The organism is Pseudomonas sp. AA-38, from assembly GCF_029457475.1.
Lineage (GTDB): Bacteria > Pseudomonadota > Gammaproteobacteria > Pseudomonadales > Pseudomonadaceae > Aquipseudomonas.
Map to the genome: position 1 here is coordinate 3419172 of NZ_CP120359.1, position 23349 is coordinate 3442520.

The 23349-nt window shown below is 59.6% G+C and carries 21 protein-coding genes and 3 pseudogenes; 10 read left to right on the plus strand and 14 right to left on the minus strand.

The window, feature by feature from the left end:
- Window positions 1-6: 6 nt before the first annotated feature.
- The 5 genes and pseudogenes from PVE35_RS15695 to istA all read right to left on the minus strand — a co-directional run bounded on the left by PVE35_RS15695 (window position 7) and on the right by istA (window position 4184).
- A complete protein-coding gene (locus PVE35_RS15695) occupies window positions 7-837 on the minus strand; it encodes an SDR family NAD(P)-dependent oxidoreductase (RefSeq protein WP_268182641.1) in 831 nt (276 codons plus the stop codon).
- Window positions 834-1160 (minus strand): MaoC/PaaZ C-terminal domain-containing protein, encoded by a 327-nt coding sequence (locus PVE35_RS15700; protein WP_277372355.1) that lies wholly within the window; start codon window positions 1158-1160, stop codon window positions 834-836. The genes PVE35_RS15695 and PVE35_RS15700 overlap by 4 nt, the downstream gene beginning before the upstream one ends.
- A 27-nt stretch (window positions 1161-1187) precedes the next feature.
- Window positions 1188-1769: pseudogene (locus PVE35_RS15705) on the minus strand (lipid-transfer protein); the annotation flags it as partial.
- 128 nt (window positions 1770-1897) lie between these two features.
- Window positions 1898-2653 (minus strand): IS21-like element ISPpu7 family helper ATPase IstB, encoded by a 756-nt coding sequence (gene istB, locus PVE35_RS15710; protein WP_230927319.1) that lies wholly within the window; start codon window positions 2651-2653, stop codon window positions 1898-1900.
- A 17-nt stretch (window positions 2654-2670) separates the two neighbouring features.
- A pseudogene (gene istA, locus PVE35_RS15715) lies at window positions 2671-4184 on the minus strand (IS21-like element IS1491 family transposase).
- A 332-nt stretch (window positions 4185-4516) separates the two neighbouring features.
- On the opposite strand from istA, the gene PVE35_RS15720 reads away from it, so the two are divergent.
- Complete coding sequence (locus tag PVE35_RS15720; RefSeq protein ID WP_074915825.1) at window positions 4517-4903, plus strand: diacylglycerol kinase; 387 nt, start codon at window positions 4517-4519, stop codon at window positions 4901-4903.
- A gap of 82 nt (window positions 4904-4985) precedes the next feature.
- Here PVE35_RS15720 and PVE35_RS15725 read toward each other — a convergent pair whose 3' ends face one another.
- From PVE35_RS15725 to PVE35_RS15735, 3 genes are read right to left on the minus strand one after another with little or no spacing between them, the layout of a single operon-like run.
- Entirely contained in the window at window positions 4986-7025 is a 2040-nt protein-coding gene (locus PVE35_RS15725; RefSeq protein ID WP_074916250.1) for an alkaline phosphatase family protein, read from the minus strand.
- Between the two features lie 51 nt (window positions 7026-7076).
- Entirely contained in the window at window positions 7077-7691 is a 615-nt protein-coding gene (locus tag PVE35_RS15730; protein ID WP_074915827.1) for a hypothetical protein, read from the minus strand.
- Window positions 7691-8989 carry a sialidase family protein gene (locus tag PVE35_RS15735; RefSeq protein ID WP_083431601.1) on the minus strand — a complete coding sequence of 433 codons (1299 nt, stop codon included), beginning with the start codon at window positions 8987-8989 and terminating at the stop codon, window positions 7691-7693. The genes PVE35_RS15730 and PVE35_RS15735 overlap by 1 nt, the downstream gene beginning before the upstream one ends.
- A 761-nt stretch (window positions 8990-9750) precedes the next feature.
- Between PVE35_RS15735 and nhaB the strand changes: the two are divergent.
- The 6 genes and pseudogenes from nhaB to PVE35_RS15765 form a co-directional block, all read left to right on the plus strand.
- Window positions 9751-10050 (plus strand): annotated as a pseudogene (gene nhaB / locus PVE35_RS15740) (sodium/proton antiporter); the annotation flags it as partial.
- 61 nt (window positions 10051-10111) lie between these two features.
- Window positions 10112-11599 carry a SulP family inorganic anion transporter gene (locus PVE35_RS15745; protein WP_074915831.1) on the plus strand — a complete coding sequence of 496 codons (1488 nt, stop codon included), beginning with the start codon at window positions 10112-10114 and terminating at the stop codon, window positions 11597-11599.
- 90 nt (window positions 11600-11689) lie between these two features.
- The gene (locus PVE35_RS15750) at window positions 11690-12538 is read left to right on the plus strand and encodes a universal stress protein (protein WP_112212138.1); all 849 of its coding nucleotides are present in this window, start codon (window positions 11690-11692) and stop codon (window positions 12536-12538) included.
- 493 nt (window positions 12539-13031) lie between these two features.
- Entirely contained in the window at window positions 13032-13880 is an 849-nt protein-coding gene (locus tag PVE35_RS15755; protein WP_074915835.1) for a universal stress protein, read from the plus strand.
- A gap of 12 nt (window positions 13881-13892) precedes the next feature.
- Window positions 13893-14246 carry a TraR/DksA family transcriptional regulator gene (locus tag PVE35_RS15760; RefSeq protein WP_074915839.1) on the plus strand — a complete coding sequence of 118 codons (354 nt, stop codon included), beginning with the start codon at window positions 13893-13895 and terminating at the stop codon, window positions 14244-14246.
- Between the two features lie 75 nt (window positions 14247-14321).
- Complete coding sequence (locus tag PVE35_RS15765; protein WP_074915841.1) at window positions 14322-14849, plus strand: NUDIX domain-containing protein; 528 nt, start codon at window positions 14322-14324, stop codon at window positions 14847-14849.
- 614 nt (window positions 14850-15463) lie between these two features.
- On the opposite strand, the gene PVE35_RS15770 is transcribed toward PVE35_RS15765, so the two are convergent.
- Window positions 15464-15754 (minus strand): hypothetical protein, encoded by a 291-nt coding sequence (locus PVE35_RS15770; protein WP_074915843.1) that lies wholly within the window; start codon window positions 15752-15754, stop codon window positions 15464-15466.
- A gap of 833 nt (window positions 15755-16587) precedes the next feature.
- Here PVE35_RS15770 and PVE35_RS15775 point away from each other — a divergent pair.
- The 3 genes from PVE35_RS15775 (at window position 16588) to radC (ending at window position 18195) form a co-directional block, all read left to right on the plus strand.
- Window positions 16588-16857 carry a hypothetical protein gene (locus PVE35_RS15775; protein ID WP_017676542.1) on the plus strand — a complete coding sequence of 90 codons (270 nt, stop codon included), beginning with the start codon at window positions 16588-16590 and terminating at the stop codon, window positions 16855-16857.
- A complete protein-coding gene (locus tag PVE35_RS15780; protein ID WP_277372356.1) occupies window positions 16854-17201 on the plus strand; it encodes a LasR-specific antiactivator QslA in 348 nt (115 codons plus the stop codon). Before PVE35_RS15775 ends, PVE35_RS15780 begins: the two co-directional genes overlap by 4 nt.
- A gap of 487 nt (window positions 17202-17688) precedes the next feature.
- Complete coding sequence (radC, locus tag PVE35_RS15785) at window positions 17689-18195, plus strand: DNA repair protein RadC (protein ID WP_277372357.1); 507 nt, start codon at window positions 17689-17691, stop codon at window positions 18193-18195.
- A 181-nt stretch (window positions 18196-18376) separates the two neighbouring features.
- Here the strand turns inward: radC and PVE35_RS15790 are convergent, their stop codons facing one another.
- The 5 genes from PVE35_RS15790 to dsbD all read right to left on the minus strand — a co-directional run bounded on the left by PVE35_RS15790 (window position 18377) and on the right by dsbD (window position 23308).
- On the minus strand, window positions 18377-19297 hold the full coding sequence (locus tag PVE35_RS15790) for a c-type cytochrome (protein ID WP_277372358.1): 921 nt from the start codon (window positions 19295-19297) through the stop codon (window positions 18377-18379).
- Window positions 19294-19938 (minus strand): c-type cytochrome, encoded by a 645-nt coding sequence (locus tag PVE35_RS15795; protein ID WP_277372359.1) that lies wholly within the window; start codon window positions 19936-19938, stop codon window positions 19294-19296. Before PVE35_RS15795 ends, PVE35_RS15790 begins: the two co-directional genes overlap by 4 nt.
- A gap of 66 nt (window positions 19939-20004) precedes the next feature.
- Window positions 20005-20766, minus strand: coding sequence for a thiol:disulfide interchange protein DsbG (dsbG, locus tag PVE35_RS15800; protein WP_277372360.1), 762 nt, complete (start codon window positions 20764-20766; stop codon window positions 20005-20007).
- Window positions 20767-20768: 2 nt separating this feature from the next.
- Window positions 20769-21578, minus strand: coding sequence for a TlpA disulfide reductase family protein (locus PVE35_RS15805; protein ID WP_277372361.1), 810 nt, complete (start codon window positions 21576-21578; stop codon window positions 20769-20771).
- On the minus strand, window positions 21578-23308 hold the full coding sequence (gene dsbD, locus PVE35_RS15810; protein ID WP_277372362.1) for a protein-disulfide reductase DsbD: 1731 nt from the start codon (window positions 23306-23308) through the stop codon (window positions 21578-21580). Before dsbD ends, PVE35_RS15805 begins: the two co-directional genes overlap by 1 nt.
- Window positions 23309-23349 lie beyond the last annotated feature (41 nt).

Below are 23349 nucleotides of genomic sequence, written 5' to 3' on the forward strand. Positions count from 1 at the left end.
GGGAGGTTAAACGCCAGTGATACCGCCAGCGCAGACAAGGGTCTGGCCGCTCACATAGTCGGCTTCCGGGATGGCGAACAGGTAGACGGCCCCCGCAGCCTCTTCAGTGGTGCCGAAGCGGCCCAGGGGAATGATGTGCTTGGAAGCAGCCGCAATCTCGTCGCTGATACCCACTTTGATTTCCCGGCCATCGATATTCATGGTCTGGTTATCGGAGGCCTTCACGGTGAGACGCGTCTGAATCAAACCGAAGGCGACACAGTTGACGGTCGTGTTGAGTCGTCCCCACTCCTTGGCCAGCGCCTGGGTCATGCCGATGATGCCGGCCTTGCCTGCGGAGTAATTGATTTGGCCAGCGTTCCCAAACACACCAGCCAGGGAGGAGATGTTGATGACGCGCCGGAGTACCCGCTCGCCTCGAGCAGACTCCGATTTGACCGATTCACGGATCACGGGCTGGGCAGCACGAAGGATCTTGAACGGCGCAGTCAGGTGGCAATCGATGATGTCGTGCCACTGCTCGTCACTCATCTTCTGAATGACGTTGTCCCAGGTGTAACCCGCGTTGTTAACGATGATGTCGAGGCCACCAAAGCAGTCGACCGCTGTCTTGATAAAGCGCTCGGCAAACCCTTCGGCAGTGACACTGCCGTTGCAACTGACGGCTTCACCACCCAGCGCGATGATCTCCTGAACAACGCTGTCTGCGACTTCGGCATCCAGATCGTTGATGACCACCCGAGCCCCTTGAGAGGCGAACTTCAGGGCGACAGCCCGGCCAATGCCACGGCCAGAGCCGGTAATAAGTGCCACTTTTCCTTGCAGTGCGTTGCTCATGCTTCACCTTTTTCGAGTGATTGAGGCTTGGCAATCAGTGCCTCACCAACGAGTTTTTCTTCGCTGCGCTGATCCACCGCTTTCGGCGCTAGATGCACGCCGTAGGCATCGACGCGGGCTCCCCCAGAGCAAGTCGCCACGGTTGCAAGCCCGCAGATGCCACTGAAGCGGACATCCGGTTTCTGAATCCAAGACAGAGGAACCCACTGCGTGAGCAACATGCCGAGCCAGGCCATGCTGAGCGTTCCGTGCCCGATGACGTCAGGCAGGCCAGCCGCACGGGCAAAGTCGCTATCAACATGAATGGGGCTGTGATCGCACATAGGTCTGGCCGATCCAATTTCGATCGATCACGCCACACTTGCGCCGACCCGCTCGAAGAGGCTCACAACGCACGCTCCGCCCAATCCGAGATTGTGCTGAAGAGCAAAGCGAGCGCCCTCCACCTGACGGGCGCCTGCCACACCGCGAAGCTGCTCTACCAGTTCAAAGCACTGCGCCAGTCCGGTGGCGCCGAGTGGATGCCCCTTGGAGAGAAGACCTCCCGAAGGGTTGGTGACGTATTGCCCTCCGTAGGTGTTATCGCCGTCCTCGACGAACCTCTCCGCTTCGCCTTCTGCGCAAAGACCGAGTGCCTCGTAGGTGATGAGTTCGTTATGGGCGAAGCAGTCGTGCAGCTCGATGACCTGAATGTCTTCGGTTCCGACACCTGCCTTTTCATAGACTTGATAGGCAGCGGACTTTGCCATGCTGGCACCAACCAACTCGCGCATATCCTTGGCAGCAAAGGCTGCGCTGTAGTCAGTCGTCATCGCTTGCGCACGAATTTGAATCTCGGTGCTCAAACCGTGCTTTCTGGCAAATGCCTCAGAGCAGAGAATGGCCGCTGCAGCACCGCAAGTCGGCGGGCAAGCCATCAAACGCGTCATCACTGCGGATTCCACGCCATCCGGCCACCCAGTCCGCTCTCATCTGGCCAGGCATTCCAGGGCCATCTGGCCACCTGTTCCACGGCCATCCGGCCGGGCAGTCGGAGCGCAGCGACGCAGGGGTGGCATTGTTAGTCTGGGTTGGCTGGCGTCGTCAATTTCTGCGTCCGTTTGCGCATTGATTCACCCTTCAGATTGATCCGATAAGCGTTGTGCACCAGGCGGTCGAGGATGGCATCGGCCAGGGTTGGATCGCCGATCAGTTCGTGCCAGTTGTCCACGGGCATTTGGCTGGTCACGAGGGTCGAGCGCTGGCCGTAGCGGTCGTCCAGTAGCTCCAGCATGTCGCGGCGCTGTTCGGCGGTGAACGGCGCCAGGCCCCAGTCGTCGAGGATCAGCAGGTCGGTCTTGGCGTAGCTGCTCATCAGCTTGGCGAAGCGCCCGTCGCCATGGGCCAAGCCCAACTCTTCCAGTAGGCGCGGCAGACGCAGGTAGCGCACGCTGTAGCCGTCCCGGCAGGCCTGGTGGGCCAGGGCGCAGGCCAGCCAGGTTTTGCCCACGCCGGTGGGGCCGCCGATGATCAGGTTGAGGCCGTCGCGTAGCCACTGGCCGCCGCTCAGTTGCAGGATCAGCGCCTTATCCAGCCCGCGCGGGCTGCGGTAGTCGATGTCTTCGAGGCAGGCGTTGTGCTTGAGCCGGGCCTGGCGCAGGCGGCTGCTCAGGCGCTTATCGTCGCGTTCAGTCAGCTCGCGGTCGACCAGCAGGCCGAGGCGTTCCTCGAAGCTCAGGCTGTCGATGTCCGGGGTTTTCAGTTGTTCGTTCAGCGCCTTGAGCATGCCGTGCAGGCGCAGGGTTTGCAGCTTGTCCAGGGTCGGATGGGGCAGCATGGTGAGTTTCCTTGGGTTCAGTGGTAGTAGCCGGGGCCGCGCAGGTTGGCGTGGTCGTCCGGCAGCAGCGGCAGGTTGGCTTGAGCCAGCGGCAGGCTTTCCAGGCCCTGGCACAGGATCGATTCGAGGCTCTTGTAGCTGCACGCGCCGAGGCTGAGGGCGCGTCGGCAGGCCAGCTCCAAGCGCACTTCGCCATGAGTCTTGCCCAGGCGCAGGATGCCCAGGCAGGCCCGGTAGCCCTGCTGCGGATGGATGCGCCGTTCGAGGATGTGCCGGATCACGCCGGCGGTGTTCGGCCCGGTCTGCTCGGCCCAGCGGATCAGCCGCTGCGGCGTCCACTCGGCATGCTCGCGATGGCTCTTGGGCATGTGCTCGGCCTGCGTGCTGTGCCTGCCCTTGTGCATTGAGCGCAGGTGGCTGGCCACTCGCTGGTTGGCGTGGAAACACTCGACGGTGCGCGCCGTCAGGCGCACCTCCAGCTGCTTCTTCACCAGTTGATACGGCACCGAGTAGTAATGCCCATCGACCTCGACGTGGTAGTCGATGTGCACCCGCGCCTTCTTCCACTCGGCGTAGACGTAGGGTTGCACCGGCAGGGGCGCAGCGCCGGACGATCCAGGCTGTCGAAGGCCGTCTGGCGCGAGCCCGGCAGCTTCTTGAACGGGCGTTGGTTGAGCCGCTCCAGCAACACGGAGATGGCGCTGTTGAGTTCGTCCAAGGAGAAGAACTGACGGTTGCGCAGGGCCGCGAGGATCCAACGCTCGACCACCTGCACGCCGACTTCGGCCTTGGCCTTGTCGCGCGGTTTGCGTGCCCGCGCCGGCACCACCGCCACTCCGTAGTGCTCGGCCAGGTCGCGGTAGCTGGGGTTGATGTCCGGCTCGTAACGATGGGCCTTGCTTACCGCGCTGCGCAGGTTGTCCGGCACCACGATCTCCGGCACGCCGCCGAGGAAGGCAAAGCAGCGGGCATGGGAGCCTAGCCAGTCCGGCAGCTGCTGCGACCAGGTGGCTTCGGCGAAGGTGTAGCTGGACGCGCCGAGCACTGCGATGAACACCTGCGCCTGGCGGATCTCGCCGCTGTGGCGATCGATAACCGGCACCGTCTGGCCGGCATAGTCGACGAACAGCTTCTCGCCGACGCGGTGCTCCTGACGCATCACCACGTCCAACTTGCCCTGCCAGGCTCGGTAATGCTCACAGAACCAGCTGTACTGAAAGCCCTGCGGCTGGCTCAGGCGGTACTCCTGCCAGAGCAGCGCCAGGGTCACCCCGGGGCGGCGCAGTTCGGCATGCACCCATGCCCAATCGGGTAAAGGCCGCTTCTCGCTGGCAACCGCCGGGGCCGGCGGGAACAGTTGCTGCTCCAACTCGGCATCGGACAACGAACAGGGCCAACTGAGACCACTGGCGGCAAAACGATTGAGGTAGTCGCCGACGGTGACACGACCGACCTGCACGCTGACCGCAATCTGGCGAGCTGATAGTCCGACCTCGAACTTGAGACGTAGTACTTCGCGAATCTTACGCATGGATAAACGCTCCACGACGACCTCTCTGCTTCGAAAAAGAGGTCGATGGTAGTGAAGAAATCCTGCGTAGCTGCCTGCCCGGTTGAGTGGCCGGATGGCCGTGGAATCAGTGGCCGGATGCGCGTGGAATGGGTGGCCGGATCAGCGTGGAATCGGTGGTCAGATGTTCATGGAATGGGTGGCCAGATGACCGTGGAATCCGCAATAACACTTGCCGGTGACCTTGGAAGGTCTGCACGCTGGCTCAAGTGGCAGTGCAGGCTCACCCGTAGCACCCAGCGACCTCATACGGCACATGCGGTATTTTATGACTTCATCTACAGGACTAGCACATGAGTAGCAGTAACGAACTCGATGCCACATCCTTCAAAGGACAACGAGGACTTGCGCGCGTCTCGCGAGCGGCCGGGTATTCAATCGCTGGGCTACGCGCTGCCTTTATCGGCGAGGCCGCCTTCCGGCAGCTGCTATTGCTCAACGCAGTGCTGGTCCCCCTGGCATTCGCCATGGACGTGAGCCGTATCGAGCGCGTCTTGCTGGTGATCGTGCCGATGATCACCCTTATCGTGGAGTTGCTGAACTCCGCAATTGAAGCAGCAATTGACCGGATTTCGACAGACCTGCATCCCCTTTCGAAACAAGCCAAGGACATGGGTAGCGCTGCGCAGATGCTGGCACTGGCGGTAGTGGCGACGACCTGGGCGATCATCTTGATCTGAAAAATCTCGAAACACCCGTTAAGCACGACACGGATCGTGCCTGAAGAGGCGGCATCCTTCGAATGCGCGCCCCTCCTCCTGATCAGTCTTTTCTGACGTTCTGATAGAGCATCAGGCGCGAGGTTTCGTGTAGCCCCCGAGTAAGCTCGGCCAGGCGACGAAACTCCTCAGGATGCTGGTCAGCGACGTTATCCAGCGGTGTCTGCGAGGCCAGATCGTGCAAGGTTGGCTGGCTGCCGTCATGCTGCATCTGTAGCAAGAAGTCTTTCGTGACCCCACCGATCAACGGGAAAGTGCCTTCTCGCAGCACTAGCGGGACCACGCGCTCCCCTTCCGGGGCGGGCTGCTGGATATCGCGGCCCAGCGCGCCGTTGCGAAACTCCATACCGGCCATGCCCAGCACGCTGGGCAGCAGATCGACCAAGCCCACAGCCTCCTCGATCACCCGCGGTTCCAGTAGCTTGGGGGCATGGATCAGCAGAGGCACGTGATTGCTCTCCAGCCCCAGCTTCTCGAATGCTGGTGGCATATGGGGAATCTGGCTGATACGAGTGTTGTGGTCGCCAAACATGACGAAAATGGTGTTGTCGTACCAACCGCCCTCCTGAGCGATCTCCATCAAACGACCGATATTGAAGTCCAGCAAGCGTGCAGCGTTGTATTGAGCCAGGCTGCGCGAGCCGGCGTTCTGCACGGTTTCCAGAGGCAGATCGAGTACTTCGAAACCGTCATTTTCCTTCGGGATAGTGAAGGGACGATGATTGCCTGCGGTCTGGATATAGGCAAAGAATGGCTTTCCTTCGGCCTGCTGGCGCAGGATTCGGTCGCTTTCCTTGAACAAATCGAGATCCGAAATACCCCAGACATCGACCATGGGCGAAGTCCAATGGCGCTCTTCGAACAGCTGGACATCGTCGATGCTTTGACGAATCAGCGCGTTCATATTGGCCCAGCCGGAGTTGCCGCCAATCATGTAGTACTTGTCGTAGCCCTGCAGCGCATTGACCAGGCTGTGCTGGCGGGTGATCAGCGGGTTACGTGTAGCCGTTTCTTGACGTGAAACGTCGGGCACACCGGAAATGCTGGCCCAAACGGTTTTTGCGGTACCGGTGACCGGCACATAGAAGTTTTCGAAGAACCAACTCTGCTTGGCCAGTCGGTCGATATTTGGGGTTGGGTTCAGTGGATTGCCATAGGCACCCACGGCGCTGGTACCGAGGGATTCGAGCATGACGAACACAACATTAGGCGGCTGACTCCCGGCAATTGCATAGGATTGCGATGCCTGTTCACGGCTGAAATTCAAGCTCTGCGCATCCGGCTGGTCCACCCCCAGATAGCGACTGACAACATCGTAATGCTCAGCAACCTGTTCCCGATCATAGGGCTGACTGGGGACCTTCAGGGTGTCGTAGAGGAAGATCACCGGGTTCAGGCCGAGCGCCGAGATCTGGTTGTCCCCCGAAAAGAATGCGTCACTCCAGCGCAACGGCACCGGGTTTTCCAGATTGATGTTGTCGACGCGACCGAGAATGCCGAGAAAGACCACGACAACCATCAGCGCGCTGCCCCAAGTCAGCGAGAGACGGCTGATCGGCTTTGCCGGGCGCGCCAGGGTAACCCGCTCCAGGCGCAGCAGCAGCCACCAAACCAGGGCGGTTGCCGCCGCCCAGCCAAGGCTGATCCACACCACAGGATAGGTTTGCCAGACCATGTCGGTGGAGATTTGCGCGTCTTCAAGAAAGCGCAGAACGGTGGCATTGATACGCACACCCAGGTAGGCGTAATGGCCAAAGTCGATGATATAGACCAACAGCACCGCGCCGAGCGCCAGCGCCAGATACAGCCGCGCCAGCCAGCGCAGGACGCGCGAGCTGGTGAGATTCCACACCGGCAACCATGCCAGCAAAGCGACTGGCAGCATCAGCAAGATGGCCAAGCGAAGGTCGAATCGCAGCCCTATCCCCAGGGTTTCCGGTACTGCCTCGACCTCACCAAGCGCGCTGGCCTCAAACCCCGAGAACCCCACGAAGAACAGTCCGCGCAAGGCCGCGAGCACCAAGAACAGGATCGCTACCGCACCAAACCAGTAGTGCAAGCGCCGCGAGTGAAGCCAACCCATCATGCCAAACCTCAATTTATAGAATCGTCAAAATAGTGCGGCGCCCCGCCATCAAGGGCGTATCGGCAGTTTCAACTCTCTCGGTGCGTTCGACCGGCGCACGACCAACTTGATCGCGTAGCCAAGCAAGGCTCCCCAGCAGTACAGAGCAATAAAGGGATCGAGCAGATAGTCCCAATAATTCGGAGAGGGCTTAAGGCCCAGGCTGAATGCCAAGGTAGCAAAACCCAGCATGCAGGCCCCCAACCAGTTCCTCAGCATCAACAGCCCTAAAGCCAGCAGACCAATGATCAGGATCAGAGGCCGCGGGTTATAGCCCAGCCGATAGGGGTCAAAGTAGGAAAGTCCCATCGTGGCGGGATAGAGGAATAGCGCCAAAGCCGCAATCAGGACCAACACCTGCAAGCGGATAGTGCGATCCAGCTGCTTCACTAGCCCCATTCTTACCGCCGCAACGAACGTCAGTGCCACCAACGAGGTGATGGCCACGTCATCCGTGAAGCTGCGCATATAAGCCGCCAGCGAAAGTCCTTCCACGGGAATGAAACTGATCCCCAGCAGCACGAGCAGGCGGACAAACTGCATGGCCGGGCTGGAGCCAAGCGTCGGAATAACGGCGAATGCGAGTAGCGCAAAAGTCAAATGCGCTTGCCAAAGTTCAGGCATTAGAGCTGCTCCTCAAGCCAGGCGTCATTGAAGCTGATGTGTTTGATGAAGGTGTTGTTCCAGGAGTAGACCAGGTGATAGAGCCCATCGCCGCTCTTGATGAAGTACGGGTATTCATATTCGAAGTCGCAGCCGTGATCCTTGCACACCCGCTGGTCCAGATTTGCCAGAAACTCATCGACAAGGCTCTCTCTGCGCGGTCCGCTGGAACGGAGGAACTTGTCGCCGATAATTTCTCGATAAACCTCGGGACTGAATGGGTTGCCGTACGGATCAGGAGACTCGTCGAGATCGATCACCGGCTTCCACAAATCGAGACCGGAATCGGTACCCATCAGCCGGAGGCGAAAACGTCCATCTTCCAGATCGTTCAGGGCAACCAGCAATCCATGATCAGGCGTGGCCACTGCTGCAAGCGAGGAGTTTGGGTTGGCGGGATTGATTGGATAAGGCTCGCTCCATGTTTGCCCCGCGTCCTCGGTTCGACTGGCAAGTACCTTGTGATGGATGTCACCCGCGTAGCGCAACATCGCAACGGCGTTGTACTCGTCCATCGGTACTATCGTGGGTTGCAGGGAATGCTTACCCCTGCTGATACGGGTCTTATCGACAACATCACCAGCCGGACTGATGTACAGATACTCGGCAAACTTGCCGAGAAATTCGTGATAGACCGGCAGGCCGATGGTGCCGTCGCGATGGAACACCGGCGCGTTGCGCACGAGCGTGCTGATGTTCAAGAAAGGAGTCGTAATCAACTGCTTGGGCGCAGACCAGTTTTCACCAAGGTCATCCGAGTACATGGCGTTGATCGCGCTGCCAGCCCAGCCACCAATGGACACCGAAACGTAAAATAGCCACAGCCGGTTATCGGGAGCCAGCGCGATAACAGGGTTGCCCAGTTTGCGTATGTGTTTCTGGGTCGCACTCTCGGTAGATTCCCGCGTAGCGAGAACTATCTCCTCTCCCCACTCGGCTTCTTGGGCGTCGTAACGCGAGCCGCGAACCTGAACATCTGCGGCGCCCTCTCGGGAGCCGGCAAACCAGACTGCCATCAGCCCGCCGTCAGGCAGAGATGCTACTGAGGATGCATGAACGAACTCGTCAAGATCCGAAGAGGCAAAACGGCTGCTGTAGAAGGGAGCCTGGACGCTACCAATCAGTTCACCGGAACGTTCCGCCATGGCAAAACCGAGCACGTGACGATCAGGATTCAGCCACCAGGCGGAAGCAAAGACAGCGAAGAGGGAGACAACAGCCAAGCGAGAAGGCAGAGAACCGAATTTCTGAGAGCGCATTGAAAAACCATATGTTGCATAAACACATAAAGCCTCCTGCGGATAGCAGGAAACGACCAGACACCAGCCTCAGAGACAAGGCGTGGCAAGAGGGAGTGTTTGGCTGGTTTTTACAAGGGTCTGACTCGACTGCAAATAGACTGGGAATAGGCCAATTGACATGCAACGGCAGCCCGGGATCATGGCGCAGTGAGTTCGCGGATGCAACCGCGAACGCAAATGTTCAACTAGCGGAAGATCGTGCCCACCCCGACTCTACTCAACTGAAGCCCCATATGACATGGGCTCCAGGCCAAGCCTGGAGGTTCATAATTGGACAACCACGCAACATTTGGTCAAAAAAACACCCACAACCTAGCAGTTGCTGCTAAGATGTCGCCCCGCCCAACGACCCGATGCCTAAAAGTATCCCGTAGCGATGATGAATTTCTGTTCCCTCCCGGCTGTTACGCCGCCATAAGTTACCCTTCCGCTTTTTAGCGCCCTTGCCTGTTGCCGCTCCGCTACAGGCCACAGGTGTGCACCGTCGACCATGCACGACGGTTCTTCTTATCACTTATCGCTAGCCCTGCTGAATTTCGGCCTGATCGTATTCGTTCGCCTGCATTTTCTGGGTTGTGGTGTTGCGCCGATTTCATTCGCAACGACTAGAAGAGGCTTCCATGCCCCCAACAACAACCGCTGCCTTTGCGCACAATGCCCTTGATCATGCGCCAACTTGGCACAAACAGCTGACTGTCGAGTTCATTTTCACCCTGATCAACGGCGTACTGTTGACGATCAGCGACAACGTGTTCGTTGCCACCGTCTATATCAGCGAAATCAAGCAGGTGCTGGGTGTCGGCACCATCGACCGGGACTTCGAGCGCCTGGCCATCAACACCGGCACCTACCTGCCCAGCGTAGCTACCGCCAATGGCCCAGCAGCCCTCCTCCTCCTGTTGACATCTGCCAACGCATCGCCAGCACGACTGCACTACAGACGCATGGCGGTCATGGCATTGCCCTATACCTTGGCTATGGGCGGAGTAGGCCTACTGTCAGTGATCTTTCTCGTTTAACCCGACTTGGCGCCTCTATTGCTAGGCACCCCGTCATAACCTTCAACCTACGGACATATACATGCTTCAGAAACTCAAGCAAGACTGGTTCTCAAACATACGCGGCGACTTGCTCGCAGGCATCGTCGTCGCTCTGGCCCTCATTCCCGAAGCTATCGCCTTCTCCATCATTGCCGGCGTCGACCCCAAAGTGGGTCTGTACGCCTCGTTCTGCATATGCGTGGTCATTGCATTTATTGGCGGTCGGCCCGGCATGATCTCGGCTGCTACCGGCGCCATGGCACTGCTGATGATCACACTGGTGAAGAACCACGGCCTCGAATATCTACTCGCGGCCACTCTGCTCTGCGGCGTACTGCAGATCATCGCCGGCTACCTCAGATTGGGCTCACTCATGCGATTCGTTTCGCGGTCAGTGGTTACCGGCTTCGTCAATGCACTAGCCATCCTGATTTTCATGGCCCAGTTGCCCGAGCTGACCAACGTCACCTGGCATGTATACGCCATGACCGCCGCAGGTCTAGGCATTATTTACCTGTTCCCCTATGTACCGTGGGTAGGCAAAGTCGTTCCCTCGCCGCTAGTTTGCATCGTAGTGCTGACGGCCATCGCCATGTATTTCGGCATGGATATTCGTAATGTGGGCGACATGGGCCAACTGCCGGACACTCTGCCTATCTTCCTTTGGCCGGACGTACCTTTGACCTTCGAGACCCTGGCCATCATCTTCCCCTACTCCGCTGGCCTAGCGGTGGTCGGCCTTCTGGAATCGATGATGACCGCGACTATTGTCGATGACCTGACCGATACCAACAGCGACAAGAACCGCGAGTGCAAAGGACAGGGCGTAGCCAATATCGCCTCCGGTTTGTTGGGCGGCATGGCCGGTTGCGCCATGATCGGTCAATCCATCATCAACATTAAGTCCGGTGGCCGTACCAGACTTTCAACGCTCTCGGCGGGTGTATTGCTGCTGCTGATGGTGGTGTTCCTGGCCGAATGGCTGACCCAGATCCCAATGGCTGCCCTGGTCGCCGTGATGATCATGGTATCGATCGGTACCTTCAGCTGGGATTCGCTGCGCAACCTGAAAAAACATCCGCTGTCGACCAATATCGTCATGGTGGTCACCGTCATCGTCGTCGTGGCCACGCACAACCTGGCCTATGGCGTGCTGGCCGGCGTACTGCTGGCGGCCATGTTCTTCGCCAACAAGGTCGGTCATTACATGCATGTAGGCTCCACCGCTGAAGACGACGGCATGAGTCGAATCTACAAAGTTACCGGCCAGATCTTCTTCAGTTCGGCGGACAAGTTCATCGCCGCATTTGATTTCAAGGAAGCCTTGGAAAAGGTCACCATCGACCTTACGCATGCGCATTTCTGGGACATCACTGCAGTGGCAGCGCTGGACAAGGTAGTCGTCAAGTTCCGCCGCGAAGGTACTGAGGTCGAAGTGCTCGGTCTGAACGAGGCAAGCGCCACCATCGTCGACCGCTTTGGCGTACATGACAAACCAGACGCCGTGGACAAGCTGATGGCCCACTAGGCCTTCATTAAGTCCAGATAGCCGCTCCCATAAGGAGCGGCCCCTACAACTCACGCTCTCCATTCCAAATGGAGGCAACGAGGAACTCTCATGACAGCTGTCATTTCCTGTATTGACGGATCGCCGTCTTCAGCCGCCGTGTGCGACTACTCCGCCTGGGCCAGTGTGCGCCTCGCCGCCCCCCTGACCCTGGTTCATATCCTGGAAGAAACGCCGCAAGTCCCTACCGACTTCACCGGCAGCATTGGCCTGGGTAGCCGCGAGCATCTGCTGCAAGAGCTGGCGGAACTTGACGAGAAACGTGGCCGCCTGGCGCGCGAGCACGGCCAGCATCTGCTGGACGCAGCCAAGCATCGCCTCGACCGACTCGGGATCATGCATCCCAAAGCGCTGCAACGACATGGCAACCTGGTCGACAGCCTGAAAGAAATGGAAGACGACATCCGACTGCTGGTCATCGGTCGCCAGGGCGAGCAAAGTGGAAGTCTTTTCGAGCACATCGGTGGTCACGTCGAGAACGTCATTCGCACGCTACACCGCCCCGTCCTCGTAGTACCGACCGACTTCGCAATGCCACAGCGCTTTCTGATCGCTTTTGATGGCAGTGCCAATGGCCGTCGCGTGGTTGAGCGCCTAGTGCAAAGCCCGCTGCTCAAGAGCCTGGACTGCCACCTGCTGATGGTCGGCGAGCCGTCGGCCGAACAGCAGGCACAACTCGACTGGGCAACCAGCCAGTTGCAGCAGGCCGGCTACACCACATACTCGAAAACCTGCCAGGGTGAGGTCGAGGATGCCCTGGAAAGCTATTGCCAGGACCAACTCATCAGCCTCCTGGTCATGGGAGCTTACGGTCACTCGCGGATCCGCCAGTTCCTGGTGGGCAGCACCACCACCAACATGCTACGCCGGGCCAAACTGCCCCTGCTGATGCTGCACTGATCCTCAAACTCAAACTGACGGGTCGAACCAAAGAGGGGCTCGCCACAACGGGCGCCTCTATCGGCTTTGGCTGGGTGCAGCCCGATGCGGTTTGCCGTCAGCAGGCCAGACCGGTGATGCCGCGGACAACCGTAGTCGAGGATCTGTATCACTTCGACGCGGACTTATGGCCGTACGCTCACGGCCTAGTAAGAGAATTTCGAACTAGCCTGGCTTGGTTCTCTGACGAATTCGGCAAGCGTTTCTATCGCATGTAGCGTTATAACCTGCTGCCGTGCGCTGGAGCCTTTCACGCGCGACATCCAACTTTGGCAGTGAGTGATGAGCACAGAGGGTGTCCCTGGAAGCTACTCGCGCCCTGTGATGTAGCACCGAGATTGCGGGATGCCATTAACCGATAGCTCTGGTAGGTTTGCGGCATGGGGCTGCCAATTCGCTGCGGCTTCTGACCGCGCGCCCCCATGACGCAATGCACCAATACAAGGAAAACCTTATGACCTATGTGATGGCTTGCATCGACGGCTCTCCCTCTGCGACCGCAGTATGTGACTACGCGGCCTGGGCCAGCCTGCGACTCGATTCGCCCCTGGCATTCCTGCATGTTCTCGATGAGAACAGCTACCCAACCAACAGCAACCTCAGCGGCAACATAGGCCTCGGCAGCCGCGAGATATTGTTGGAGGAACTCGCCGAGCTGGATGCTCGGCGCAGCAAGCTCGCCCTTGAAGAGGGGCGCATCATGCTGGAGGCTGCGAAACAACGAGCCCTGGAAGACGGCATCGATAGTCCGCTGATCAAGCAACGTCATGGCGACCTGGCTGAAACCCTGGTGGAGCTACAAGAAGAAATTCGCCTCGCAATCATCGGTAAGCAAGGCGATCACGCCAGTGCCGGCGCGCAGGTCGGCAGTCACCTGGAAAGTGTATTGCGTACACTCAGCCGTCCGGTGCTGGTGACCCCCACCGCCTTCAAACAGCCTGAAAGCGTGATGCTCGCCTATGACGGTCGTCCGACCATGGATAAAGCTGTTCAACTGATTACAGCAAGCCCATTGTTCAAGGGCTTGCCCATTCATCTCGTGCAGGTCGGCGCAGATACCAACGACGCCTGGGAGCAACTGAAGTCTGCGAAAGAGAAACTCAAGGCTGCAGGCTTCGATGCTCAGATTGCTATTCGCGCGGGCGAGGTGGAACCGACCCTGCATGCCTATCAGAACGAGCACGCCCTCGACATGGTCGTGATGGGTGCGTATAGCCGTTCTCGCATTCGCGAATTCCTGGTCGGCAGTACCACCACCAAGATGCTCAGCACCTCACGCACGCCTATACTGCTCCTGCATTGAGGGGTTGCAGCCATGAGCGATGAGATCGACCTGGCACACTTCCACAGCTCGTTACAGGCGCGCCTGGCGGAACTGGATAGCCTTGATTCCGCAGCGCAATCGCGAGACTCCATCGAGCTGGATCAGAGCAAGGTAGGTCGACTCTCACGCATGGACGCTCTCCAGCAGCAAGCCATGCTGGATGCCAACCGAGCACGCGGCAGACGGGAGCGGTTACGCATAGAGGCCGCACTACGCCGTATTGCCGAAGGCGATTATGGCTACTGCACCCAGTGTGACGAACCCATAGCGCTCGGCAGGCTAAATTTCGACCCGGCGACGCCTCTGTGCATTGAGTGCGCGAATAACGCCAATCACGACGATTAGGCCCTCACTATCCTCCCCTGAAATTACCGGTTCCTGAGTCTCTCGGCGCCTGAACCAGTTTGATCTGACGACCCCATGCAACTAATTACCGAACTGATCCATCCCGAACTCACATCCACGCAGGGCAGAGTATTTCGTCGACACGCCGCTCGCGGCATCGTGCTGCGAGAAGAACAAATCCTGCTGTTGTTCACCGAACGCTACAACGACTTCAGCTTCCCCGGTGGCGGCCTCGATGCCGGCGAGGACATCATCGCCGGCCTCACACGCGAGCTCGAGGAAGAGACTGGCGCCCGCGATATACAAGTACTCCAGAACTTCGGCTACATCGAAGAGTACCGACCTTACTGGAAGCCGCAATACGATCTGATGCACATGACCTCGCACTTCTATGTGTGCGAGATAGCACCTCAGCTGCGGCCGGTCAGAATGGAAAGCCACGAGGTCGCCAATGGTATGCGTCCCATCTGGGTCGATCTGCATGAAGCCATTGCGCATAACGAGGCAGTCATGCGACGCCAGGAATCCTCGATGGGCCAATCCATCCAGCGCGAGACCTTCATGCTAAGAAAAGTGGCTACAGAACTCTCGACGACCTGCTGAGCACCTCTGTTTCAGTTGACTGTTAAAACAGGCCAGGAAGGAGGGTGCTGGGCTAATGGTGTTGCACAGGGGGGTCGACACCCTGCCGATTCGCACTTCGTTAGCCCAATGTTCGGAGAGCATTTCGTTAGCGGCCATCTGCCAACCTTTCAAGCAGGGAAGTCTCAGAATAATACCTTTTAAAACAATAACTTGCCTCGCTACCTGTTCCGCAATCGACCGGCACCAGGCTCACTGCAGCCCCCAGATTTCGGGGGGCTGCAGAAAATTGCGGAACGGTCGTGATGCTGCTTTTTAGGCAGACCCTCGATACGGCCGGGCTAAAATATCGACTGGCCAAGCGTCAATCTTCACCCTTAGCTGTATGCGCCATCGGAGGGGCAGCTATTTTCCGCACGAGGTCTAGGAAGCTTCGACCTACATGCCTGCTTGGCATCCTTCCTCTATGACACTTAAGCGGCACCGACGAGTCCAGGCGAATGCGGCTACATCATGAACAACAGCGTACTTGCCTTGAACTAGAGCCTGTCCTCAATTCGGGGCGGCACGCGTCGAGCTAATTGTTATTGGAAACCTTTGAGCAAGCGGGATAAACGTCTAGAGCACCACTACGCTCAAGAGACCTCCGCTTCCCGATGCACTCGAACAGAAGAGATATCCAGCTCCTCCACTAGCGCTTCTTGATCCCGCTGGCCGGTTAGTTGGCCGACCAGCTCCCACTGCTGATCCAGCTCTTCATTGATAGCCTGCATGCGCTCGATCATGCGCTTGGCTGAATTCTGCAACGCTGCATCCTGGCTTCGCAGCTGTTCGAAGGCCATAGCGGTTATGGATGCGGTCATGTGGGTCATGCTGCGAGCCATGAGGCCTAGCAACTGTATCAACTGCTCGTCCTTGGCAGACATGGTGTACTCCTCCAGAGGCTGATTATCAGAGTAGCTGGTGGGTTCGCTGATTCCGAAGGTAGGGCTGTAAGCCAATAACCATAGCTGGAGTGAGATCTCTGCCCTCCTACCCCATAAGCCTCTAGATTGACGGGCTCGACACCTCACTAACTACGCCACAGTAGGTTGCCATCCTGAAACCCTCGGGCTAGAGTGCGCCCGTCGTGGTAAATCCCACGGCCGGGAGTCGAAACCCGCTTTGTCTGAGGGCGCGGCAGCGTTCATAGCTGTGTAGCAGGTACCTTGTACCCTGCTACTGCATTCTATGGCGGGCCGAGAGTGAGCCTCCTCTCGCTGCGCTGACGCAGCGTCCTTGGCTTTCTGAGCCTTTATCCTGTAAACATTCTGCACATACCTCATGTCAGGGTACACAGCCATGCCCACGGGGCGTGCCACTGCTCAACGTACTCTCGCTGAAATCCGAAACTACGCCACAGTAGGTTGCCATCCTGAAACCCTCGGGCTAGAGTGCGCCGGTCGTGGTAAGTCCCACGGCCGGGCGTCAGAACCCGATCAATCGAGGGCGCGGTTGCGTCATAGCGAAGCGGCAAATGCCCCAGTATTTGCTATCGCTTTCTATGGCAGGCCGTGCGGGGCAGGCTTTTGCCTGGCCGGTTCCCTTGGTTCCCGGTTGTCACCCCCGTGCGGTCCACCACCAATCCGCGTGACAACGGTTGGTAGTGGCTCCTTAATCGAACCAAGGAGCATAAGGAAAATGCGCTACCCCTTTTTTACCCGAGAGCTCCGCCTTGGGCGTCAGGTCTTGCTGTCCACCTCTAAGCAGGAGGTGCGCCATGGCTGAGTTCGAATCCTGCGTTGTACCTTTTCCGCTGCAGCGAAGCCCGCTGCATGAATCCGAACGCTCTCCCCTACCCTCTGAAGCTGCCGCTGAACTGCGTGGCGTGATGCTCGGCAATCTGCTCGATCAACTGGCCGAACCTGACGGTTTGCAGCCTGCAGATCTGCGTGTGCGTATCGCGGCTTATTCAGCGCTGGCTCTGCTCGATGAAATGGTCGTGCTCTATCGCCGCGCCCTCTCTGATGCTCGAGGAGGTGCCAGATGAGCAAGGGTGTGATGACCTGCCTCCCACCTAACGACGGCCATCTTGGTATGGAGATCACCTGGGCTGCCGATTGCAGAGAGGCATTCGATCAGGGCGTGAAGCTGGCACAGACCTGGCTCGATAACGCCCGCAGTGGATGGCTCTGGGCAGTGATGATCGCCGAACGCGATCTGCTGCCCTGCGCTATTGAAAGGAGAGCTTTTGAAGTGGGTTTCCTGAGCCGTATCCACCAGCGTATGTGCTCGCATCTTCGCTGCGGCGAGCAGGCCGAGATCTATACGGCGGGTGATTGTTTTGGCCACAGAAAGACCCTGACGCTTGCAGGAGCGAGCTGTCAGGGCTGACCTGAGCCATGGCAAATGCCAAGAAGTGGCCTGTTAAAACAGACCAGGAAGGAAGGTTCTGAACTAACGGAGTGCAGGGGCAGCGTACTGACTGTTTGCACTTCGTTAGCCCAGAGACCGGAGAATATTTCGGTAGCGGCCGTCTGCCAATGGTGTTGATGGTGCACTGACTATAAGTGGCGACCAGCCTCGTTCCTTTCTCGTTATTGGTGCAGGCCACGTCTGCCGTTCTACTACTCGCCAACAACGCCTCTGGGCGTTTTAGACCGTATCGATAGAGCCTGCGCGCTGCGCTTGCTGGAGGCGCCTGTGAGATCGGTGGAATGGCGGTCTTGCTGTTTCCTCTCACCCTATCACGGCGTTCTCGCCGTCAAGGGCTGCATGCGCTTCGCGCATTTGCGGGGGCCGGCTATCGCCCCATGACTGCTGCGCTGCGCCGTGCTGGGCCGGTTCCGGGCAATTCCGCCCGAGCAACTGGAGCATGATCATGTCGCAGCTTTCTCTCGCCTTTGACGCTTCTCTGATGATTCACGACGAGCAAGGTCGCTATCTGCCTGCCACTGCAGAACAGATCCTGGACGCTGCTCGCAAGGTGATCGACCAGAAGGTTCAGCGAGGCGCAGCCTTCACGTCTTCGGAGCTGGTCAAGGAGTACCTGATCGCGAAGCTGGGTGGCTTTGAGCACGAGGTTTTCGCAGCGCTGTTTCTGGATGCCAAGCATCGCCTGATCCAGTACGTCGAGATGTTCCGCGGCACCATCGACAGTGCGTCTGTGTACCCACGTGAGGTAGTCAAGGAAGCGCTGCGCTTGAATGCAGCTGCAGTGATCTTCGCGCACAACCATCCAAGCGGAAATCCAGAGCCAAGCCAGGCTGACAAGGTGCTAACACAACGCTTGAAGGAAGCCTTGGCGCTGATCGATGTCCGCTCGCTAGACCACATCATCGTGGCAGGCCAACGCACCGTATCTTTCACTGAGCTTGGGATGCTATGAACCAAGGGGGCTGAGCCCCCTTTTTGCTGCGCCCGGTCAGGCGTGCGCAGCGTGTTCAGCCTGTTCATCCTCCTTGGCTGCTAACCCCACGGTCCGGTGATCACCATCTCTTGAAACAGATATAGCAGGTCGTAGGTTCTGATCTGTCGAGAAGGCCGGAATGACGGTAACCGATATAGATTCAGTCCACCCCTTGCCCGAGCATCACGCCGTTGACGACCTTGCCGTACAGGTTCACACCATCATCAGCGTGGTACTTGTCTCGGGTTTTCTCGATGGAGCCGTCGATCAGCCGAGGGTCCTGCGGGCGCTCGTGGCTGTTCATGTAGGCCGCCACATGCCAGGCATCGGCATCGCTGAGCGTACCGCCCTTGCCCAGCGGCATGTTGTGACGGATGAAGCCGGCGGCGGTGTTGATACGGTGCATGCCCGCCCCCCAGTTGTAGGAGTCCTTGCCCCATAGCGGCGGCAGGACATAGTCCTTGCCGGCTTTCTGCCCCTCACCGTTATCGCCATGACAAACCGCGCATTGCTGCTGATAGACCTGCTCGCCACGGGCCAGGTCATAGCCACCCGCCGGTTCCTGCACCACTGGATACAGCCGCCCCGGTAGCGCCTTGCCCACCGGGGCACCGGTCGCCAGCCAGTACGAATAGGCAGTGATGGCGTTGATGATGTGGCTGTCCACCGCTGGCGCGGTGCCGTTCATGCTGAACTGGAAGCAGCCCTGGATACGCTCGGCGAAGCTGTTGACCTTATCGTTCTTCTTTCGATAAGCCGGATACATGGTGTAGGCACCCCACAACGGCGCCGAGTTGGCCTTGCGCCCCTGATCCAGATGGCAGTTGGTGCAGTTCATGCCGTTGCCGACATACTCGCTCGCCTGGTTGCGGGTATCGACGAAGATCGCTCGTCCCTCACGTACCAGCTGGCCGAATCCATCGTTGGGCAGGTCTTTCTCATGCGGAGGCTGAAACCACTCGCTGTGTTCGGCCTTGGCCGGCGCTGCGGATAGCTGACTCTGGTCCTCCATGGCGATGGTCGCGGCATGGGCGGTGGCAGCGTTGGCCAGGCAAAGCGCGAACGGGATCAGGTGTTTCATCGGGCACCTCCGACAGGCAGGCCGGCAAAGTAGTCGGACACGGCTTGGATTTCTTCTTCGTTGAGGGCCTTGGCGATATGCCCCATCAGATCGTTTGGATCATTGCGACGCACGCCCTTCTGCCAGTCGCGCAACTGGTTTACCAGATACAGCGCCGGCTGCCCGGCCAGCGGCGGGAAGGTATTGCCAACACCTACGCCGCCTGGCCCGTGACAGGACACGCACTCGGGGATATTGCGTTCCCAGGCGCCACGTAAAGCCAGACGCGCACCAAGATCTTCGGCCGCTGAGGCACGGCTGGGTCTTGCGTATTGTGTCGTTGGTAAAGCGGCGAAGAACCTTGTAACAGACTGAATATCCTGATCACTCAGCCCGGCCGCGAACTGCTGCATGTATGGGTTAAAACGCTTGCCGGCCTTGAAATCATAAAGCTGCTTGCTTAAGTAATCAGCAGACAGCCCGGCCAGCCGCGGAAATCCGGCAGCCGCAACGCCCATCAAAGCCTCGCCGTGACAGCCCGTACAGGTCAACATCACCTGACTGACACCACCATGCTGCGCAATCGGCAGTGGCTCGGAGGCGAACGCGCCGCCACTCAATGCGATAAATAATCCCAACAGGTTTAAACGAGAGACTCTCATGGGCATTCTCAACAATTGTTGTTATCAGGCTTTTCTAGGCGCACAACCCAGGCTGCACGCCGACACTCAGGGCTTGGCAGAGCCCATGATGGTTTCCAGCATGTCCGGACGTGGCGCACCGTTCTGCTGCTGCAGACGGCCCGCATCATCGAGGTAGTAGATGGCCGGCGTCGCGGAGGCACCCATTTCGTCCATCAGCTCCATGTTGGCGTTCAGTTGCTCCGTGATCTCTTCGGGGATCTTGCCCAGCGGTTTGAGCGTGCTTTCGCGTCCGGCCGATTCATGCTCGCCGAGCGCCTTGCGCTGATCACTGGCAGCGAGCAGCGCCGCCGCCTTGCCGGGGCTGTCCGGGCGCAGCATGCCGACCATGACGTGGCGTACCTGCACACGCCCGGCCTCGACCCAAGGCCGCGCCTGACGCCAGAACATGTTGCAGTAAGGGCAGTTGGGGTCGGAGAACATGTAAACGACGCGTGGTGCCTTGTCGTTGCCGTCAGCGATCCAGGTGCTGTCTTGCAACTGCTGCCACATCTCCTGACCCAGCGGCTGGTAGACCAGACGCTCCAGTGGCTCCTTGGTCAGGTCCTCACCCGTGGCATCGAGCAAGGTACCGATCAGTACATGCTCACCATCGGCCGTCAGGTACAGCGCCAGCCCCTGGCCGTTGTAGCGCGCGGCATAGCCCTTGAGTCCACCAGGCGCGTCGAAGCTACCCACTACCTTGGCCCCACGGCCTTCGACAGCCTTGATCGCCGCAGGCAGCTCATCGGCCTGGGCCAGTGGCGTCAGCAACAAGCCGAGCAAGGCTAGAGACTTGATTGAGTTCATGATCATTCGTCCGTCTTCAAGGTTTCCAGGGCCCGGGCCAGGCTGGCGCGGGACAGTTCACCGAGGTGGCTGCCAACCTGGCGACCCTCGGCGTCGTAGAACAAGGTGGTGGGCAGCGCCCGTGAGCCGACCAGTTGCCCAAGGCGGCCGCCACTGTCGAGCAGCACGTTGTCCAGTTGCAGCGCCTGGCTAGTGAGAAAGGCACTGACCTCGCCGGCACCCTCGCCCTGGTTAGCGAAGATGAAGGTCACACCCGGATGCTCACGCTGCGCCTCGGCCAGTACCGGCATCTCCCGCCGGCAAGGTGGGCACCAGGTCGCCCAGAGATTGATCACCATGGGTTGCCCAAGCTGTTCGCGCAGCACCACCGACTGCCCCTGGACATCGCGCAGGGCCAGTTCCGGCAGCCGTGTGCCCTGCTCCAGCGTGTGCAGCACCAGGCTGCCCATGCCCCAGATCAGCAGCCCCGTGGCCATCCCACCGCCCAGCGCCACACGCAACTGCGCGTGACGCCACAGATACCAGGCGCCCAGCAGCCCTGCCGCCAGCACACCGCCCCAGGCGATGAAGCCGCCATCGCGGATGTCGATCACGCGCCAGGGCGCATCCTGATAGTGCTCGAAATACAGCGCGACGAAAGCCAGGCGCGCCCCCAGCAAGGCGGCCAGCAGCAAGCGAAAGATCAGTTTTTCCGGATTGACCTGACGCTTGCGCCCCAGCCACCAGCCGACCAGGGTCGCCAGCAGCAGGCTCACCAACAGCAATACATGGCCGACGCCCAGCGCCAGCGGACCCACACCTATCGTCAACATCAGCCACGCTCCATCGTGCTATCCCAGACCCGCAAAAACTGCTGTGCATCCGCCTCGCCGGTGATGCGCTGCTGGCGCCTCTCCTCGCCGTCCGGGCCGATCAGCAGCAAGGTTGGCGGCCCCAGTACCTGATAACGGCTGAGCAGTTCACGGCTCGCCGCTCCCGACGCGGTGACATCCAGACGCAGCTTGCGCGCATCGGCCAGGCGCGCCTGCACCTCGGTGTTGCCGAATACCTCGCGCTCCATGACCTTGCACGACACGCACCAGTCCGCGTAGTAATCCACCAGCACCCATTGTCCCTGCGCCTTGGCTTCATCCAGTTCGCGCTGCAGGTGTTCGGGCTCGCGCACATCGACGAAGCTGGCCGGGCGTACCTCGGCCTGGGGCGCAGCGACAGCAGTGAACACCCCCAACGGGCGTAAAGGGTCGCTGCCGCCAGCCGCCGCGCCCAGCAGCATCGCGACGCCCCATAGCCCAAGCAATGCCGCGCCGGCATGGGCAAGCGCACGCTGCGCCTGAAGCTGAGCAGCCAGGTGCACGAGACTGCTGGCCGCCAGTATCAGCCAGGCGCCGCTCAGTCCCAGCCAGATCGACTCGGCCAGCAGTGGCCGCAGCAGGTACAGCGCCGTGGCCAGGAAGAGAAAACCGAACACCACCTTGACCCGCTCCATCCACAGCCCCGGCTTGGGCAGCAGGCGATTGCCCAGCGTTACCAGCAGCACCAGCGGCGTACCGATGCCCAGCCCCAGCGCGAACAGCACCAGGCCGCCCTGCAACAGGTCGCCACTCTGCCCGATGAACAGCAAGGCAGCCGCCAACGGTGCGGTCATGCAGGGGCCGACCAGCAGACCAGAGAGCACGCCGAGCAAACCGGCCCCCACTAGGCTACCGCCCTGCTGCCCGCGCCCGACCCGCTCCAGGCGATCCCGCAGCGCGGTCGGCAATTGCAACTCGAAGAAACCGAACATCGGCAGCGCCAACAGCACGAACAGCGTCGCGAACGAGGCAATCAACCAGGGTTGCTGCAACAGACTCTGCAGATTGGCGCCGAGCGCGGCCGCCAGTACGCCGAGCAGCGCATAGACCAGCGCCATGCTCAGCGTATAAGTACCCGCCAGGGCAAAGCCACGTGATGGCGAAGCACGGCTACCCACCACGATACCCGCGAGAATCGGCAGCATCGGCAGTGAACAAGGGGTGAACGCCAGCAGCAGACCCAGGCCGAAGAACACAGCCATGCTCAGCCACAGCGCCTGCTGCTGCAGACCATCGAGCAAGGCCAGGTCATCGGCCCGACCGGCTTCGGTGGCGCCAGTACCACCGAGATCGAGCATCCGGGTCTGCGGTGGGTAACACAGGCCGGCATCGGCACAGCCTTGCCATTGCACCTCGATACGCCCGCGCGCCTCGGCTGGCAGGGTCAGTTGCAGCCGCTCACGATAGATCTGCGAGGCACCGAAATACTCGTCCTCATGAGCCAGGCCCGACGGTAGCTCTGGCGCCTGTTCATCGCTCAGGCCAGTGAACTTGAGCCGTTGCTGATACAGGTAGTAACCAGGCGCTATGTCCCAGCTCAGCGTCGTTTCACCTTCGCTCTGCTGCTGCACGCCGAGCACGAATGCCTGCTCGGCAGCGAGAAAGTCATCGCCCGAGCGCAGGCCGTCGATGGGCAGCGAGGCAAACGCGGCGCTACAGAACAGACTGAGTAGAACAACGAGCAAACGCATGACGGCACCGCGAAACTGAGGAGGTGTCGAGGATGCCAAAG

Excerpts from the sequence above, each read along its gene's own strand:
- PVE35_RS15750 (WP_112212138.1), top strand. The coding sequence starts at position 11,690 with ATGACAGCTGTCATTTCCTGTATTGACGGATCGCCGTCTTCAGCCGCC.
- PVE35_RS15745 (WP_074915831.1), top strand. The coding sequence starts at position 10,112 with ATGCTTCAGAAACTCAAGCAAGACTGGTTCTCAAACATACGCGGCGAC.
- PVE35_RS15765 (WP_074915841.1), top strand. The coding sequence starts at position 14,322 with ATGCAACTAATTACCGAACTGATCCATCCCGAACTCACATCCACGCAG.
- PVE35_RS15695 (WP_268182641.1), bottom strand. The coding sequence starts at position 837 with ATGAGCAACGCACTGCAAGGAAAAGTGGCACTTATTACCGGCTCTGGC.
- dsbG (WP_277372360.1), bottom strand. The coding sequence starts at position 20,766 with ATGAACTCAATCAAGTCTCTAGCCTTGCTCGGCTTGTTGCTGACGCCA.
- PVE35_RS15760 (WP_074915839.1), top strand. The coding sequence starts at position 13,893 with ATGAGCGATGAGATCGACCTGGCACACTTCCACAGCTCGTTACAGGCG.
- radC (WP_277372357.1), top strand. The coding sequence starts at position 17,689 with ATGTCGCAGCTTTCTCTCGCCTTTGACGCTTCTCTGATGATTCACGAC.
- PVE35_RS15780 (WP_277372356.1), top strand. The coding sequence starts at position 16,854 with ATGAGCAAGGGTGTGATGACCTGCCTCCCACCTAACGACGGCCATCTT.
- PVE35_RS15725 (WP_074916250.1), bottom strand. The coding sequence starts at position 7,025 with ATGGGTTGGCTTCACTCGCGGCGCTTGCACTACTGGTTTGGTGCGGTA.
- PVE35_RS15755 (WP_074915835.1), top strand. The coding sequence starts at position 13,032 with ATGACCTATGTGATGGCTTGCATCGACGGCTCTCCCTCTGCGACCGCA.
- dsbD (WP_277372362.1), bottom strand. The coding sequence starts at position 23,308 with ATGCGTTTGCTCGTTGTTCTACTCAGTCTGTTCTGTAGCGCCGCGTTT.
- PVE35_RS15700 (WP_277372355.1), bottom strand. The coding sequence starts at position 1,160 with ATGTGCGATCACAGCCCCATTCATGTTGATAGCGACTTTGCCCGTGCG.
- PVE35_RS15795 (WP_277372359.1), bottom strand. The coding sequence starts at position 19,938 with ATGAGAGTCTCTCGTTTAAACCTGTTGGGATTATTTATCGCATTGAGT.
- PVE35_RS15775 (WP_017676542.1), top strand. The coding sequence starts at position 16,588 with ATGGCTGAGTTCGAATCCTGCGTTGTACCTTTTCCGCTGCAGCGAAGC.
- PVE35_RS15770 (WP_074915843.1), bottom strand. The coding sequence starts at position 15,754 with ATGTCTGCCAAGGACGAGCAGTTGATACAGTTGCTAGGCCTCATGGCT.
- istB (WP_230927319.1), bottom strand. The coding sequence starts at position 2,653 with ATGCTGCCCCATCCGACCCTGGACAAGCTGCAAACCCTGCGCCTGCAC.
- PVE35_RS15805 (WP_277372361.1), bottom strand. The coding sequence starts at position 21,578 with ATGTTGACGATAGGTGTGGGTCCGCTGGCGCTGGGCGTCGGCCATGTA.
- PVE35_RS15735 (WP_083431601.1), bottom strand. The coding sequence starts at position 8,989 with ATGCGCTCTCAGAAATTCGGTTCTCTGCCTTCTCGCTTGGCTGTTGTC.
- PVE35_RS15790 (WP_277372358.1), bottom strand. The coding sequence starts at position 19,297 with ATGAAACACCTGATCCCGTTCGCGCTTTGCCTGGCCAACGCTGCCACC.
- PVE35_RS15730 (WP_074915827.1), bottom strand. The coding sequence starts at position 7,691 with ATGCCTGAACTTTGGCAAGCGCATTTGACTTTTGCGCTACTCGCATTC.
- PVE35_RS15720 (WP_074915825.1), top strand. The coding sequence starts at position 4,517 with ATGAGTAGCAGTAACGAACTCGATGCCACATCCTTCAAAGGACAACGA.